Origin of the sequence: Kribbella sp. NBC_01510, from assembly GCF_045040325.1 — a bacterium.
Lineage (GTDB): Bacteria > Actinomycetota > Actinomycetes > Propionibacteriales > Kribbellaceae > Kribbella.
Window position 1 is genome coordinate 4354853 of record NZ_CP109418.1, and the last position, 15138, is coordinate 4369990.

15 protein-coding genes are annotated in these 15138 nt (G+C 67.7%); 6 read left to right on the plus strand and 9 right to left on the minus strand.

What is annotated here, in order from left to right; all coding sequences use genetic code 11:
- The first annotated feature begins 19 nt into the window (after positions 1-19).
- Entirely contained in the window at positions 20-1147 is a 1128-nt protein-coding gene (locus OG558_RS21725; protein WP_405071902.1) for a mandelate racemase/muconate lactonizing enzyme family protein, read from the plus strand.
- Here OG558_RS21725 and OG558_RS21730 read toward each other — a convergent pair.
- Together OG558_RS21730 and OG558_RS21735 are read right to left on the minus strand one after the other, a co-directional pair.
- Complete coding sequence (locus OG558_RS21730; protein ID WP_405071903.1) at positions 1134-1784, minus strand: hypothetical protein; 651 nt, start codon at positions 1782-1784, stop codon at positions 1134-1136. The genes OG558_RS21725 and OG558_RS21730 overlap by 14 nt on opposite strands.
- A gap of 148 nt (positions 1785-1932) precedes the next feature.
- Positions 1933-2901 (minus strand): GlxA family transcriptional regulator, encoded by a 969-nt coding sequence (locus OG558_RS21735; RefSeq protein WP_405071904.1) that lies wholly within the window; start codon positions 2899-2901, stop codon positions 1933-1935.
- 72 nt (positions 2902-2973) lie between these two features.
- Here OG558_RS21735 and OG558_RS21740 point away from each other — a divergent pair, with 72 nt between their 5' ends.
- Together OG558_RS21740 and OG558_RS21745 are read left to right on the plus strand one after the other, a co-directional pair.
- On the plus strand, positions 2974-4188 hold the full coding sequence (locus OG558_RS21740) for an MFS transporter (protein WP_405071905.1): 1215 nt from the start codon (positions 2974-2976) through the stop codon (positions 4186-4188).
- Complete coding sequence (locus OG558_RS21745; RefSeq protein WP_329474764.1) at positions 4175-5359, plus strand: epoxide hydrolase family protein; 1185 nt, start codon at positions 4175-4177, stop codon at positions 5357-5359. Before OG558_RS21740 ends, OG558_RS21745 begins: the two co-directional genes overlap by 14 nt.
- Before the next feature lie 185 nt (positions 5360-5544).
- On the opposite strand, the gene OG558_RS21750 is transcribed toward OG558_RS21745, so the two are convergent.
- The 5 genes from OG558_RS21750 to OG558_RS21770 all read right to left on the minus strand — a co-directional run bounded on the left by OG558_RS21750 (position 5545) and on the right by OG558_RS21770 (position 10171).
- Positions 5545-5910, minus strand: coding sequence for a PRC-barrel domain-containing protein (locus tag OG558_RS21750; protein WP_405071906.1), 366 nt, complete (start codon positions 5908-5910; stop codon positions 5545-5547).
- 173 nt (positions 5911-6083) lie between these two features.
- Positions 6084-7118 (minus strand): Gfo/Idh/MocA family protein, encoded by a 1035-nt coding sequence (locus OG558_RS21755; protein ID WP_405071907.1) that lies wholly within the window; start codon positions 7116-7118, stop codon positions 6084-6086.
- 31 nt (positions 7119-7149) lie between these two features.
- On the minus strand, positions 7150-7917 hold the full coding sequence (locus OG558_RS21760; protein WP_329474767.1) for a glucose 1-dehydrogenase: 768 nt from the start codon (positions 7915-7917) through the stop codon (positions 7150-7152).
- A gap of 163 nt (positions 7918-8080) precedes the next feature.
- A complete protein-coding gene (locus OG558_RS21765; protein WP_405071909.1) occupies positions 8081-9001 on the minus strand; it encodes a zinc-binding dehydrogenase in 921 nt (306 codons plus the stop codon).
- A gap of 225 nt (positions 9002-9226) precedes the next feature.
- Complete coding sequence (locus OG558_RS21770) at positions 9227-10171, minus strand: AraC family transcriptional regulator (protein WP_405071910.1); 945 nt, start codon at positions 10169-10171, stop codon at positions 9227-9229.
- 120 nt (positions 10172-10291) lie between these two features.
- On the opposite strand from OG558_RS21770, the gene OG558_RS21775 reads away from it, so the two are divergent.
- A complete protein-coding gene (locus OG558_RS21775) occupies positions 10292-11290 on the plus strand; it encodes a zinc-dependent alcohol dehydrogenase family protein (RefSeq protein ID WP_405071911.1) in 999 nt (332 codons plus the stop codon).
- A 53-nt stretch (positions 11291-11343) separates the two neighbouring features.
- Here the strand turns inward: OG558_RS21775 and OG558_RS21780 are convergent, their stop codons facing one another.
- Positions 11344-12024, minus strand: coding sequence for an ABC transporter ATP-binding protein (locus tag OG558_RS21780; RefSeq protein ID WP_405071912.1), 681 nt, complete (start codon positions 12022-12024; stop codon positions 11344-11346).
- Positions 12021-13109, minus strand: a complete 1089-nt coding sequence (locus OG558_RS21785) for an ABC transporter permease (RefSeq protein ID WP_405071913.1) — start codon at positions 13107-13109, stop codon at positions 12021-12023. Before OG558_RS21785 ends, OG558_RS21780 begins: the two co-directional genes overlap by 4 nt.
- A gap of 171 nt (positions 13110-13280) precedes the next feature.
- Here OG558_RS21785 and OG558_RS21790 point away from each other — a divergent pair, with 171 nt between their 5' ends.
- Together OG558_RS21790 and OG558_RS21795 are read left to right on the plus strand one after the other, a co-directional pair.
- Positions 13281-14483 carry a sensor histidine kinase gene (locus OG558_RS21790; protein ID WP_405071914.1) on the plus strand — a complete coding sequence of 401 codons (1203 nt, stop codon included), beginning with the start codon at positions 13281-13283 and terminating at the stop codon, positions 14481-14483.
- Positions 14480-15115 carry a response regulator gene (locus OG558_RS21795; protein WP_405071915.1) on the plus strand — a complete coding sequence of 212 codons (636 nt, stop codon included), beginning with the start codon at positions 14480-14482 and terminating at the stop codon, positions 15113-15115. Before OG558_RS21790 ends, OG558_RS21795 begins: the two co-directional genes overlap by 4 nt.
- Positions 15116-15138: the final 23 nt, after the last annotated feature.

A 15138-nucleotide genomic window follows, 5' to 3' on the forward strand; every position in this document is an offset into this window, starting at 1 on the left:
CCTGTGATGGGGTGAAGCCATGAAGATCGAGGAGATCGACCTGGTGATGTTGCCGGCTGCCGATGACTGGCCGGCGCTGGTGGCAGTGGTCAGGACCGACGACGGTTTGACCGGTCTCGGCGAGGTGGGGATGCGTGGTCGCGAACGGGCCGCGGCGGGGCTGGTCGAGGACCTGCGACCACTGCTCGTCGGGGTCGACGCGACCAGGATCGAACACATCTGGCAGCTGGGCTTCCGGTCGGTCTTCTTCCCCTCGGATCGCCATCACGCCTCGGTGCTGGCCGGGATCGACATCGCGCTGTGGGACATCCGCGGGCAGTCACTGGGTGTCCCCGTGCACGAGCTGCTCGGCGGCCGGTCGCGCGACTACGTCCCGGCGTACGCACATGTGCGTGGTGGGTCGATGGACGACGTGCTCAACCATGCCTCCGACCTGGCCGGTCAGGGCTGGCGGCACCTGCGGCTGACGGCTTGGGATCCGCAGGAGCCGGAGTACGACGCGCGTCGTGCGGTCCGCTGGTCGGTCGAACTGATGCAGGAGCTGCGGGCCGGACTCGGCGACGAGATCGAGTTGCTGATCGACGTCCACACCCGGCTCGACCTGGCCGAGGCGGTGCAGCTGTGTCGCGAGCTGGAGCCGATGCGGCCGTTCTTCGTCGAGGACCCGCTGCGCAGTGAGCACCTCTCGGAATACAAGTCGCTCCGGGGGCGGGTCGGCGTACCGATCGCGGCGGGGGAGCAGCTCTGCACGAAGTGGGAGTTCCGGCAGTTGGTCGAGGACGAGTTGATCGACCACGCCCGGATCGATCTCGGTCACACCGGGATCACCGAGGGGCGCAAGATCGCGGCGTTGTGCGAGACGCACCACGTGCAGTTGGCGCTGCACAACTCGATCGGTGCGCTCTGTACCGCGGCGTCCACCCAGTTCAACACCGCCCTGCCGAACGTGAGCGTGCAGGAACAGGCCCACCGCGCTACCGCCCCGCTGGGTGCCTTCACCTCGACGATCATCGCCGAGCCAGGCCGCTTGACCGCATCCGATGCGCCAGGCCTCGGCATCACCGCCGATCTGTCCCAGGCCGTGCCCCCCGCAACGACCACCATTCCCCGCCTCCACGGCCCAGACGGATCCGTCACGAACTGGTGAGACGGGGCAGGGGTAGGAGGGCGCCGATGAAGAAGCAGAGGGCGCCGAGCACGGTGCACCAGTTCGCGGCGGCCAGGTGGAGTATCGAACCGGTGGACGGCACGATGAACGATGCGATGGCCGAGATCCCGAACAGGATGCATCCGAGCAGGTTCACTGCGGCTGTCGTCCACGTCCGGTCCACACGCCGCGGGCGGAGCCCCGGTCCGGCCGTCATGCGGTAGGCCAGCGCGCCGGACACGAGGAAGCACGCCGAGCCGAACACATCAGGCGCCCAGATCAGCCGGTTCTCCTGCTGGGTCGACAGGCTTTCCTGCATCGCGGAAAACGTGCTGACGTTGAACAGCAGTGTGCCGGCGAACTGGACCGCGGCAGTCCACCAGGACGGATCATGGCCCCACCGGTGCCCGCGCCGTACGGTCCCCTCCCGCAGTTCCATGGCAGCGGCGAGGGTGAAGAAGATGGAGCCGACGAAGAAGACCACTCCGTCCGTCGCGGAACCCACGAGCTGGACGAACCCGGGGAACGGCCCGATGAAGAAGCACGCCGACCCGATCGCGAACCCCACGGCGATCGCGACGTCCCAGCCCCGCCGGGTAGCCGGCCTCGGAACAGAGACCAGCGCATGACCGATCACGTGCGCACCACCCCCCAACCCGCAGACCGTAAGGCAGTCCCGTTGCCAGGCGCTTCCCCCGGCGCGGATGAGCCCACACACCCGGCTCGGCCGCGCCCAGCGCCATCACCGTGAATGAGAACCAGGTGGTCAGGACGGCGCCTGCGTGTCACCGCGCGGGCGGTGTGACGACATCGGTGGTGAAGGTGCGGCGATAGTTGTCAGGGGTGGTGTCGAGGAGCCGGCGAAACTGTCGTCGGAAAGCAGTTGCGGTTCCGAATCCACAGTGCGAGGCGATGTGTTCGATGGGCAGGCCAGTGGTCTCGAGGAGTTGCTGAGCCCGGCGTACGCGTTGGCTGTTGAGCCAGTCGAGGGGGTTGGTGCCCGCGTGAGAATTGAAGTGCCGGTGAAGGGTGCGGACGCTCACGCGGCCGTGCCTGGCGAGCTGTTCGACCGTGATCGGTTCGCCCAGGTGACTGATCGCCCAGTCCATGACGTTTCCGAGTGTGTCGTGGGTGGCACGCGGTTGGGTCGGGTCGATGTATTGGCTCTGGTCACCTTCGCGATGGGGAGGTGTCACGAGTCGACGGGCGACCTGATTGGCCACGTCGGCTCCGTAGTCGCATCTGACGATGTGCAGGCACAGGTCCATGCCCGCGGACTTGCCGGCGGACGTGAGCACGCGTCCCTCGTCGACGTACAGTGCGGCGGGGTCGACCTCGATGTGGGGATAGCGGTCGGCCAGGGTTGCTGCGTGCAACCAGTGTGTCGTGGCGCGACGCCCGTCCAGAAGCCCGGCGGCGGCAAGGACGAACGCACCCGTGCAAAGGGAGACGACGCGTGCTCCGCGTTCGGCGGCACTCCGTACCGCGTCGACGAGGTCCAGGGGCGGGTCGAGTGCCTCGTCGTGGCACGCCGGCACGATCACGGTGTCGGCCGCGATGAGGTCGTCGTACCTGTAGGGCGTTGTCGTGGTGAACCACGCGTCGACGCGGGCGTTCGCGGGGCTGCAGACCCGCAGGTCGTACCAGTCCGTGGTTGTCAGCTCTGACCGGTTCGTGCCGAAAATGGCGGCGGGCGCAGCCAGTTCGAAGATGGGTACGCCGTCGCTGAGCGCGAGGGCGATGACGTGAGCCATGTCCGAAATCGTATCTCAGACGTCTGATCGGACACTGTTTGCGGCGTACGGCGACCGTAATGCTTGGTATCCATGACCGGCAGAGATCCCGCGCTTGTAGCTGACCGTTCGACAACTGCTGCCCGCGACTGGGTGTGGCCAGGAGTCGCGATCGCGGCGATCGGGTGGGGTGCGAACCAGTTCTCCCCATTGATCGTGCTGTATCAGCAGCACGGGGTCTCGGCCTCGGCAACGGGTCTGCTCTTCGCGCTGTACGCCGTCAGTCTCGTCCCGGCACTCGTGACCGGCGGGCGGTGGTCCGACCGCATCGGGCGACGCAAGGTCGTGCAAGCAGCCGTGCTGCTCTCGCTCGCAGGGAGCCTGACCCTGATTCTGGGAGCAGTTCATCTGTGGTGCCTGTACCCAGGTCGGCTGCTGGCCGGGGCCAGTAGCGGCTTGGGCTTCGGCGCGGGCGCAGCCTGGATCGGTGAGTTGTCCGTCACCGAAGGAGTCGCGAGTGCGGGGCCGAGGAGGACAACTGTCGCGATGTCCGCTGGATTTGGGATCGGGCCGCTGGTTGCGGGAGTCGTCGCGCAGTGGGCTCCGATGCCCGAAGTCAGTGCTTATCTACCTCATCTGGTACTCGCGGCTTCGGCGCTGCTCCTCCTGCGTCGAGCACGCGCTGGCGTGACGGACAGCCGGCCGGCCGATTCGCACCCTGCGCCGCGCCGGACCTTGCCTGCCCGGTACCTGTTGTTCGTGCTGCTGCCATTCGCACCGTGGGTGTTCGGCACCGCGGCTATCGCTCTGGCCTTCCTCCCGGGTCTGGTGGCGTCCGGCGCCGGGGCCTCGCCAGTGGCGTTCGCCGCAGTTGCGACTGCGGTGCCGGCGTTTGCCGCCGTCGTCGTACAGCCCGCCGCCGCCCGCGTGGCGGGACGACGCCTGCTCCTCGTCGCAATGGCAAGTGTCGTGGTCGCGCTCGCGGTGGCAGTGTGGGCCGCCGCGACCGCAACCGTCCTGCCAGTGCTGATCGCGTGCATCGCACTCGGTGCGGCATACGGCATCACCCAGTTCGCCGGTCTCTCTGACGTCCAGCGCGTAGCTCATCCGGCACGACTCGGATCAGCGACCGCTGCGTACCAGGCGCTGTGCTATCTCGGATTCGCAGTGCCGTACCTGCTGACGATCTCCCACACACGCTTCGACTGGACGGCCCTACACGCTCTCACCATCACCCTCGTCGTCGCGACAGTGGCGGCCTTGTGGCTGGCCGGATCCATGGCAGGGTGGAGGGATGGAGTCGACTGACGCGGCGTCGACGTTCGACCCGAGGCCGTTCACGATCTCGGTGAGCGAAGAGGTCTTGGGCGACCTGGCGGCCCGGATCCGGAGCACACGATGGCCGCCTGACTCGCCGGACGCACCGTGGCGGCAGGGCACGGATCTCGCCTACTTGCGAGGGTTGCTGACGTACTGGGCGGACGGCTTCGATTGGCATGCTCAGGAACGCTGGCTGAACAGCTTCGCTCACTTCGTGGCTGATGTGGACGGTGTCCGGATTCATTTCGTGCACGAGAGGGCCCGGACCGGCCGCGGCATCCCGCTGGTCTTGACGAACGGGTGGCCAAGCTGCTTCGTCGAGTTCCTGCCCCTTGTGCCGTGGCTGACCGACCCAGCCGCTCACGGCCTCGACGGGCCCGGCTTTGATGTCGTGATCCCCTCACTTCCCGGATACGGCTTCTCCGAGCGGCCCGCCCGCACCGGTGTGACCAGCCGATACGTAGCGGCGCAGTGGCATCGGCTGATGCGCGGGCTCGGCTACTCGCAGTACGGCGCGCACGGCACCGACTGGGGTTCGGCGGTCACAACGTTCATGGCGCTGGACGAACCCGCGCCCATGCTCGGCATCCATCTCGGCAATCTTGACCTGCCTCCGTACACCGGCCCGGGATCGCGGCCGTTGTCCGAGGCCGAACGCAACTACCTGGCTCAGTACCGGCGGTGGCGAGACGACGACCGTGGCTACGGTGCCATTCAGTCGACCCGACCGCAGACCGTCGGCTACGGGCTCAACGATTCACCCGCCGGCTTGGCGGCGTGGATACTCGAGAAGTGGCGAGGTTGGGCCGACTCCGCGGGCGACCTGGACGCCACCTTCTCCCGCGACCTGCTGCTGTCGATCGTCACCATTTACTGGGCGACGCAGACAATCACCACGTCGATGCGAGATTACGTCGACAACCGCGACCTGGCTGCCCAGCTCCGGTCAATCGATGTCGTCACCGTCCCCACTGCGGTCGCATTGTTCGCCAACCAGTTCATCGATGACGGCAGCCCGCCGCGCGAGTGGGCGGAGCGCCTGTACAACATCCGCCGCTGGACACCAATGCCCCGAGGCGGGCACTTCCCGGCCGCCGAACAACCCGAGTCGCTCAGCCGCGACATCGCAGCATTCTTCGATGAAATCGGCACGCGCTAGTGCACCGCGTCGTGAGGGCCGCACCGGGGTTCCTGGTCGTCTGAGCGACGCGCCGGTCCTCCGCTGTCCATGACCGTTGCTCCGGACAACTACTGAGGTGTGATCGTGAGCGGTCCGTGCGTTCGGCGGCCGGGGGCCGGTGGTTCCGCGGCGCGGCGGCCGCCGAACGCTCGGGTCAGGGGTGGCTACATGCCGGAGCGGTAGGTGTCGTCGTAGTAGCCGCTGAGCCGGGTCCGGTAGTCGTCGTCGACGCCGGCGTCGGAGTTGTACTCAGGGGCGTCCTTGATCTGGTCCTTGGTCCGGTCGACATAGACCTTCTTGTCGTCATGGTCGACCTTCTCGACCACGCCGGCCGGCAGCAGCACCTTGCGCCCGAAGATCCACGGTCCGGTGTCGACCACCAAGCTGGAGGTGCCGGTCTGGTCAGTGGCTTCGTCGACCTTGCCGATATCACCGTCAAGGGCGGCGATCTTGTACCCGGTCAGGTCGGTGCCCTGGGTGTAGCCGGCCGTCGTTCGGTAGTTCCAAGGGTCGAATGCGTTCATCGACATGGCGGTTCGCCTTTCGTACAGGTGGGCGTTGGCCCAGCAAGGGAACCCGTGACACGCGCGCGCCAGCCCGAGACCGGCACCCGGTGTCTCGAGCATGGTGCGAGCCCGGTACCCACCGCCCGCGCGATCAAGCAGGACACCGCGAGTTCAGGTCCGCGCCGGTTGGCGGCTTGTCAGGCGCGGCGCGTGGCCTGGGTGCTCGGATCGCTCAGGTCCACGGGCTGTCCGGTGGTGATCGAGTCCTCGATCGCGCAGATGATCTGCGTGACCAGTACGCCGTGGTCGATGCCCGGCCCGAGTTCGCCGCCGTCCACGAGACCCGCCGCGAAGTCCTGGACCATCCACACGGCAGGACCGACCTGTGATCGCCCGATCCGGCCGGAGACCGGCCACGCCGACCGGTACTTGTCGCTCACCACAGTGAGGCCCTGATGGGACAGATCCGCCGTCACCGACCCTTCGGTGCCGATCACCTGGAACCGGAAGTCGACTATGCCGTCACCGGCATCCGGCAGTGTCCACGCCGATGAGAGTGTCGCCGTCGATCCGTCGTCGAAGGTGACCAGGGCATGCACCACGTCCCAGGTGTCGATGCCGCGCTTCGCGAGGACACCACGAGATCCCACCGCGCTCACCGACACGGGCAACCTGGCGGTGAGCCACAGGACAAGGTCGACGGTGTGCGGCATCAGAAACCAGGCCGGCGACGACTGGGCCGCCCACGACAGCATGGTGGTCGGCACAAAGAACGAGTTGCTCAGGGTGGCTGACGCCGTGATCGGCTCGCCGAGGCTCCCCGACGTCATCGCCGCTTTGGCTTGCACCACGTGCGGGTTCCAACGGTTCTCGAAGCCGACGAGGCATCGAACGCCCGAGCGGTGAACCGCCGCAGCAATCGCATGGGCGTCCTCCAGGTTGGTGGCGACCGGCTTCTCGATCAGCAGATGCTTACCGGCCTCGGCCACGTCGACGGCAATCTGGCGGTGGGCGAAGTCAGGGGTCGCCACGATCACGGCGTCCGGATCGAATGACTCGAGCAACTCGGAGTGCGACGCGGTGACGGGCAGGCCCGTGGCATCCCTCGCCTCCTCGGCCACCTTGGCCGAGGGTTCCGCGAGACCGACGACCGTGACGTCCGGCTGCGCCTGGAGAGCCTCGGCGAACAGCCTCCCGCGCAGTCCGGCGCCGACGATGCCAATGGTGACCATGAAAGACCTTTCAGGAGATGGGAAGCCGGCCTCAGAACAGGGTGAAGCCGCCGTCGACCTTGACGATCGAGCCGGTCATGAAGCTGGACGCCTCGCTGGCCAGGAAGATCGCCACCGGCCCCAGCTCTGGTGGCAACCCATAGCGCTTCATGGCAGCGGGATCGACGCACCACTCCTTGAACTCCGGCTGGTCGACGGGCGACATCTCGGTGAGGAAGTATCCAGGCGCCATCGCGTTCACGCGGATCCCGTGCGGCGCCCACTCAGCCGCCAGCGCCTTGGTCAATTGATGGACCGCGGCCTTGGACGAGAGGTACGACGCCTGCCAGCGGGGCTGGTTGACGATCTCGGCCGACATGGAACCGACGTTGACGATCGTGCCGCCACCTCGCTCCGCCATCCGGCGTCCGACCGCACGACTGCAGTACCAGACGCCGTCGACGTTGACGGAGAACACCTCATGCCATGCTTCGTCGGGCGTCTCGAAGGCCCGGCCCGCGACGCCGATGCCGGCGTTGTTGAGCAGCACATCGATCTCACCGAACTCGGTGCTCACCTGCTCGACCGCACGTTCGACGTCCTCGACATCGGACACCTCGAGCTGTACGCCGTACGCGCGAATGCCGAGCGCACTCAGCTCCTCGGCGGCCGCTTGGGCCGAAGCCAGCGTTCGCGCGGTGACCGCTACCGCAGCACCCGCATCGCCGAGCGCTTCGGCCATCGCACGTCCAAGACCCCGGCTCCCACCGGTCACGAGGGCAACCTTGCCCTCGAGCGAGAACTTCTGCAGAGCGTTCATGCTGTCCTTTCGGGGTGACGTCAGCCCGCTGGAGCGCGTCGAGTCAGAGTCCTCACGCGCCATGCCAGCAGCCTGCCGTACCCGGCCCAGACGCGCCATCCACCGTCTCAAGCGGCGCCTACGTCGCCAGGTCACGCTGCGTGCAGTCGCGCTGAGACGGGTTTCAGTCGACGTGCAACACTGCCTTGCCACCGATCGTGCGCTTCAGGAGAGCCTCGACAGCGATCTCCGGTTCGCGCCAGGAGCCTTCGTATTCGGCCTGCCCGTCGAGGCGCCCATCGGCGACCAGAGCACAAAGGCGAGCGAGGTCGTTGGCAGCGCCGCCCTGCGCGGCGCTTTCGTCCCACTGATTCAGGGTGTAGATCTTGGCGCCTGGGGACCGATCGAACCGGCCTGCGCGGAAGGGCACCGTGTGGTCCGGACTCTGAGTGGCGATATTGACCAGAATGCCGCGCTGCGCAAGGTGCTCCGCGGCCTGCCCGAAGACGGCGCCCCCGACGCAGTCGATGACCAGGTCGAAGTCTCCCTCCAGCCGCTCGATGACCTCGCGAGCACCCAGTTCGTGAAGCAATGGAGCAGACACTGTTGCGTTGCGCACCAGAGCAGTCACGTGCGCACCTGCCGCGCGGGCCAGCTGCACGGCGATCCGCCCCACGCCACCCGTCGCGCCGCTGATGAGAACCCGCTTCGCGAGCACCAGCCCGCCGAGTTCCAAGCTCCGCAATGCCGTCACACCGGCCGTGGGTAGTGTGGCGGCCTGCACGTCAGCGACGTTGCCGGGAACCGGCGACAGCATGGTGGTGGGGACAGACACCAACTCCGCCCATGCTCCAGCCCTTACCAATCCGACCACTCGTGTCCCGCTGGGCGGCCCTGCCCCATTCGCGGCGCCCCGCTCGACGACACCGGCCACGTCCCAACCCGGGACTGACCCTTCAGGTAATCCCGGAAGATCCAAAACCTCGCCGCGGTTGAGCGAGAACGCCCGGACCCGAACCAGAGCCTCGTTCCGCGACGGGACCGGATCCGCCACGCTGGTCAGCACGACGTGCGGCGCGGTTGCCGTGGTGGTCAAAGCGAGCACACCTTGACCCTAGTCTCACCGGGACGATCGGGACGCCGTCCCCAATCGAACCAAGGTCCGCACGAGGCTCGCGACGTACGACAAACGCAGCCGGTTTGTCGCGGACGGCTCTCCACCTGCCCGGGTATTGCTTGAGAGTTGATCCACGTGGTGTCGTCATCGCCTGGTAGTGGTCGACTGCGCTAACGCCTTCGCGGGTTCGGCGTCTGATCGGCGATTCGATGCCTAAGGCATTGTGTTGAGCGTCTGTGGACCTTCGAGGTCTGTGGGCTGAGGCCCGTGGCGGTATCTGCCGGGGGTGACGCCGTACTCCCGCTTGAAGGCGAGGGCGAAGGCAACGTCGGAGCCGTAGCCGACTTGGCGGGCGACCGTGGCCAGCGGTTGGTTCGATTCACGCAGCAGGCGGGCTCCGGTGGTCAGGCGCCACCAGGTCAGGTATTTCATCGGTGGGCATCCGACCAGCGTCGCGAATCGCCCGGCGAAGGCAGCGCGCGACAGGCCGGCGGTTGCGGCGAGGTCAGCGACAGTCCAACCGCGCTCTGGCGCGTCGTGAATGGCCTGCAGCGCACCGCCGACAGCGGGATCTTGGAGTGCGAGTGCCCATCCTGCCGGGGGTACCTCTTGCGCCTGCTCTTCGAACCAAGTGCGGAGGATGTAGAGAAGCAGCGTATCGATGAAGGCTGCGATGACGCCCGTCGATCCGGGGCGAGGAGTCGACAGTTCATCGCCGAGCATGCCAACGGCAGCCCGGAGCGAGTCGCGCTGCCCGAGTCTGGCGGGCAGGTGAATCATCGGCGGCACGGCTGTCAGCAGCGGATGTGGCCGCGCTGCATCCAGTACGTAGGCGCCGCAGAGGAGGATCGTCGCCGTGCCGTCGCCGGCCGGGAGCCCGTCCTGGCGGGTTGGATCGAATGGGCGGGTCGGGGTGTCAGGGTGGTCCGCCAGGCCGTGAGGAGCGCCGTTCTGCAGGAAGACGACGTCGCCCGGACCCAGTTGGACCGGTGCGGCATCGCCTGGCGGCAGCAACCAGCACGAGCCCTGCAGTACGACGTGGAAGGCGGCACCGTAGTCGTCGCGGAAGTGCATTCCCCAGGGAGAGGTGAGGACGTGACGCTTCGAATGTGGACGACCCGCGCGCATCGCGGTGATCGCGTCGGTCAGGACATCCATGGCCGAAAGTGTAGACGATGAATTGGTCATCCTGGACGGATACCAATTGAGCATCTACCTGACGGCTACATAGCCTCCTCGTGAAGCCCGGTCGACCGATCGGCACATCAGGAGGACGAGATGGCGAGGGTGGTGCGGTTCGATCGGCTCGGGGGTCCGGAGGTGCTTCGGATCGAGGAGGTCGGGGTCGGCGATCCCGGGCCGGGAGAGGTACGGCTCAGGGTGGACGCCATCGGTGTCAACCGGGCGGAGGCCAACTTCCGGAACGGGACCTACGTCTACCAGCCGGCGCTGCCCGGATCGGGACTCGGGTACGAGGCGGCCGGGGTGGTCGAGGCAGTCGGTGCAGGCGTGCACGACTTCGTGCCCGGTGATGCGGTCAGCGCGTTGCCGACCTTCCTGATGACCGAGTTCGCGACGTACGCCGAGACCGCGATCCTGCCGGCCCGGGCACTTGTGCGGCATCCCGGAAATGTCGACGCCGTGCACGCCGCCGCCACCTGGATGGCCTACTCGACCGGCTACGGGATGCTGCTGGAGTTCGGCGGACTCGTACCCGCGATGCCAGTTCTCATCACTGGCGCGTCGAGCAGTGTCGGGATCGCAGCGATTCAGATCGCCAACAGCATCGGTGCGGTTCCGATCGTGACGACGCGCACCGATGCGAAGCGGCAGCGACTCCTCGACGCCGGTGCCGCCCATGTCGTCGTGACCGAGACCCAGGATGTCGTCAAGGAGGTTCTCTCCGTCACGAATGGCGATGGTGTGGCGCTGGCGATCGACGCGATCGGTGGCGCCGGCCTGAACACGCTGATCCAGACTGTCGCTCCTGGTGGGTCCCTGGTCGTCTACGGCTGGCTGGATCCGGCGCCGATGCCGTTGCCGGTGCATCCGGACTTCCGGGCCCGCAACGTTCGTACCTATGCCTTCACCGAAGTCACGATGGATGACGATGCGCGGCTCGAGCGGGCGAAACGATTCGTCACCGCGGGCCTTCGTTCGGGTGCCTTGGCGCCCGTGGTCGACCGCGCCTTCGACCTGACCGAGGTCGTCGAGGCTCATCGCTATCTGGAAGCCAACACCCAACTGGGCAAGGTCGTCCTGGCGGTGAATCGCTAGCCGTCAGGTGGCCCGAGGCAACCGATACTCGCAGACCGGCGGTCGGCGCCTGATCATCGAATGCTGGGGAGGTGGAGGCGGCCGTCGACGACCTCGGTGATCTGGTCGGCGGCGGTGAGGTGGGTGCGGTCGTGGGTGACCAGGACGGTCGCGGTGAAGTGGTCGTGGGTGAGGCGGGTGATCAGGTCGATGACGGCGGCGCCGCGTTCGTGATCCAGAGCACTCGTGGGTTCGTCGACGAGGAGGAGCCTTGGATCGTTCATGAGAGCGCGGGCGATGTTGACCCGCTGGCGTTGGCCACCGGACAACTGGTGGGGCCGTTTGCCGGCCTGGTCGGACAGGCCGACTGCGGCGAGCAGTTCCGCGGCCTTGTGGACGGCAGTGCGAGGCTTGCGACCGTCGATCTGTGCCATGACCTGGAGCTGTTCGGAGGCTGTCAGGGACGGCAGCAGGTTTGGCTGCTGGAACACCATGCCGATCTTGCGGCGGCGGAGGTCGGCGAGTTGGCCGCGGGTGAGCCCGGTGGTCGTAGTGCCGTCGATGGTGACGGTGCCCGCGTCAGGGGCGATGAGGGTCGCGGCGACCGCGAGCAGGCTGGACTTGCCGGAGCCGGAGGGGCCGACGACGGCGGTGAGGCTCCCCGGCGGTACGTCGAGTGTGACGCGGTCCAGCGCCGTCAGGCGGGAGTCGCCATCGGGGTAGGTGAGGGTGATGTCGGTCAGGTGCAGGCTCATCGGGTGCTCCCCAGCGCGGTCAGCGGGTCGACGGAGGTGATGCGGCGGATGGACACCGCAGCGCCGAACGCTCCGAGGGCGATCATTACGGTGGCCGGCAGGAGCACCACGGTGGGTGTGAGAACGAAGGGAATCGCCGAACCGGCGACGACGGCTCCCAGGCCCGCGGCGACTGCGGTGCCGATCAGGGTCCCGCCGGCGAGCAGGACGAGGGCCTGACCGAGCGCGTCCTTGAGCAGGTTGGCGGTCGAGGCGCCCAGAGCCTTGAGTACGGCGATGTCGCCGCTTCGCTGGATCGTCCACACGGTGAAGAACGCGCCGATGACCAAGGCCGAGATCGCGAACAGGAAGCCGCGCATCAGCTGCAGTGATCCGTTCTCGGAACGGTAGGAGCCGATGGCCGGCAGCGAGTCGGCCTTGGAGACAGACAGGGTGCCCGCAACCTCGTCCGCGGCTCCGAGATCGGCGTCGGACGTGGCGTTCACGGCGATGACGGTGGCGGTGAGTTCGTCCCGTCCGCCGGTGGGAGGTGTGGTCTGCTGCCAGGTGTTCAGGCTGGTCCAGATGACAGGTGTGTGGCTGAACGAAGCGTCACCGCTGACCGCCGCGACGACCATCTCCTGTCCGGCCATGGTCACGGCGTCGCCCTTGATCACACCGAGGTCATCCGCCGCGGTGGACGACAGGACCACTGCCCGGCCGTCGATCTTCCAGCTGTCCGGGGCGAGGGGCGAGCCGGGCCGAACGCCGAACGCGGATACGCCGATGCTCTTGGTTCCGGCGCTCGCCTTCGTCAGTGTGATGCCGAGCGGCTCGGCGCTGCTGACGCCCGGCGCCTCGGCCCATCGCTCCCATTGCTGCTCGGTGACCGTCGAGTTCGAGTACGACGGCTCTTGCCGGTCGCCGGGCGCGTCGAACGCGATCCTGTTCACCGGGAGACCTGTGATCGCGGAGATGTTCTGCCGGCCGAGTCCGGCGGTCAGGCCCGAGAGCAACCCGACCAGCAGCGTGATCAGCACGATGACGGTCCCCATCAGGGCGAAGCGCCCCTTGGCGAATCTCAGGTCTCTCCAGGCGACGAACACGGCGGTAACCCTGCGCTTTCATGAGGTGGAAGTGGGATATCTCCAGGGTTCCAACCGGACCGCGGCCGGGCATCTGGCGCAGGACGGCACTTGGGGCGCCGAAAGCAGGTGCGCAGGTTCCAACTTTCGACAGACGTCTGGCGATCGGATTGCCCCTAGCCTGGAAGCACTGTGAATGCTGTTGTCCTGACTCCGACCACTCGAGTACTGGCGTGGTGTCTGCATCTGCTGGTCTTCGCCTTACTGGCCCTGACGGCCGTCCGAGCCGTGGCCGACGACAGCCCGCGGGCGGGACTGGTCGTCGCGGCAGCCGCGATCTGCGCCGTGGTCTATGCCGCCGGCCCGGTGTTGCCCGGCGTACGGCGTTCGCGTCGCAACACCCTCGTGTGGCTCAGCGTCCTGGTTGCTGCGTGGGTGGTCGTCCTGGTGCTCTCCGCCGACGCAGTGTGGCTGGCGTTTCCGCTGTACTTTGTCGAACTGCATCTGGCGTCTCGACGGGCCGGGCTGGTTGCGGTCGTGGCGACAGCGGTGGCGGCGATCATCGGCTTCTCCGCGCATCAGGGCACCTTCAGCATCGCGATTGCTATCGGGCCGGCCCTCGGCGCCGCCGTGGCCGTCGCCGTCGTGTGGGGTTATCAGGCCTTGTATCGCGAGAGCGAGCAACGCCGACGCCTGATCGAGGAACTGACCGCGACCCGCGCCGACCTGGCAACCGCTGAGCACGCGGCGGGCGTGGCGGCCGAACGTGAACGCCTGGCCCGCGAGATCCACGACACGCTCGCCCAGGGTTTGTCCAGCATTCAGCTGTTGCTGCACGCCGCCGGCCGCTCCCTTCCGGACAGCCCGCAGAACACCGCCGAGTACGTCGAGCAGGCCCGCCAGAGCGCTGCCGACAACCTCGCCGAGGCACGGCGATTCGTCGCGGCCCTGGCACCGCCCTCCCTGGAGGGCGCCACGCTGGCGGGTGCGTTGGAACGGTTGTGCGCCACTACCGGCGCCCGGCACCAGCTCGACGTACGGTTCCGTCTGACAGGCAGCGTCGTGCCGTTGCCGACGGCACTGGAGGTTGCGCTGCTGCGCGTCGTCCAGTCTGCCCTCGCGAACGTCGTCCGCCACGCCGACGCGACCTCGGCGGAGATCACCCTCTGCTACTCCGGGGACCGTGTCGTCGTGACCATCGTCGACGACGGACGTGGCTTCGACCCGAACCAACTGCCGGACCGGACGCCGGACGGCGGCGGGTTCGGGCTCCCCGCCATGCGGTCCCGCCTGCAGGAGCTCGGCGGCACCCTGACGGTCAGATCCGTCCCCGGCCATGGCGCCACCGTGGCCGCCGAACTGCCCCTCGACCGCACAACCGAGGCTCGCCCGTGACCGATACGCCGATCCGTGTGCTGCTGGCCGACGACCATCCGGTCGTCCGGGCCGGGCTGCGGGCCGTGCTGGGGACTGAAGCCGACATCGAGGTGGTCGCCGAGACAGCTACCGCGGAGGACGCCGTCGCCCGCGCCGCACAGGGCGACATCGACGTCGTGCTCATGGACATCCAGTTCGGCAAGGGCATGAACGGCGCTGAGGCTACGGCTGCCATCGCCGGCCATGCCCCCGCTCCCCGGGTGCTGATCGTCACCACGTACGACAGCGATGCCGACATCCTGCCCGCCATCGAAGCCGGCGCCACCGGCTACCTGCTCAAGGACGCACCACCAGAGGATCTGGCCGCCGCCGTGCGCACTGCCGCCGCAGGCCGCACCACGCTGGCGTCGAGTGTCGCGGATCGCCTGATGGCCCGCCTCCGCACACCGGGCACCGCCCTGACCCGGCGCGAGACCGAGGTCCTCGCGCTCGTGGCCGAGGGACTGTCCAATCAGGCCATCGGTCAGCGTCTGCATCTGACCGAGGGCACCGTGAAGTCTCATCTGGCCCGCATCTACACCAAACTCGGAGTCGACTCCCGCACCGCCGCCGTCGCCACCGCCACCGACCTCGGCCTCATCCGGCGCTAGCGCGACGGCAGAATGGATGCGGA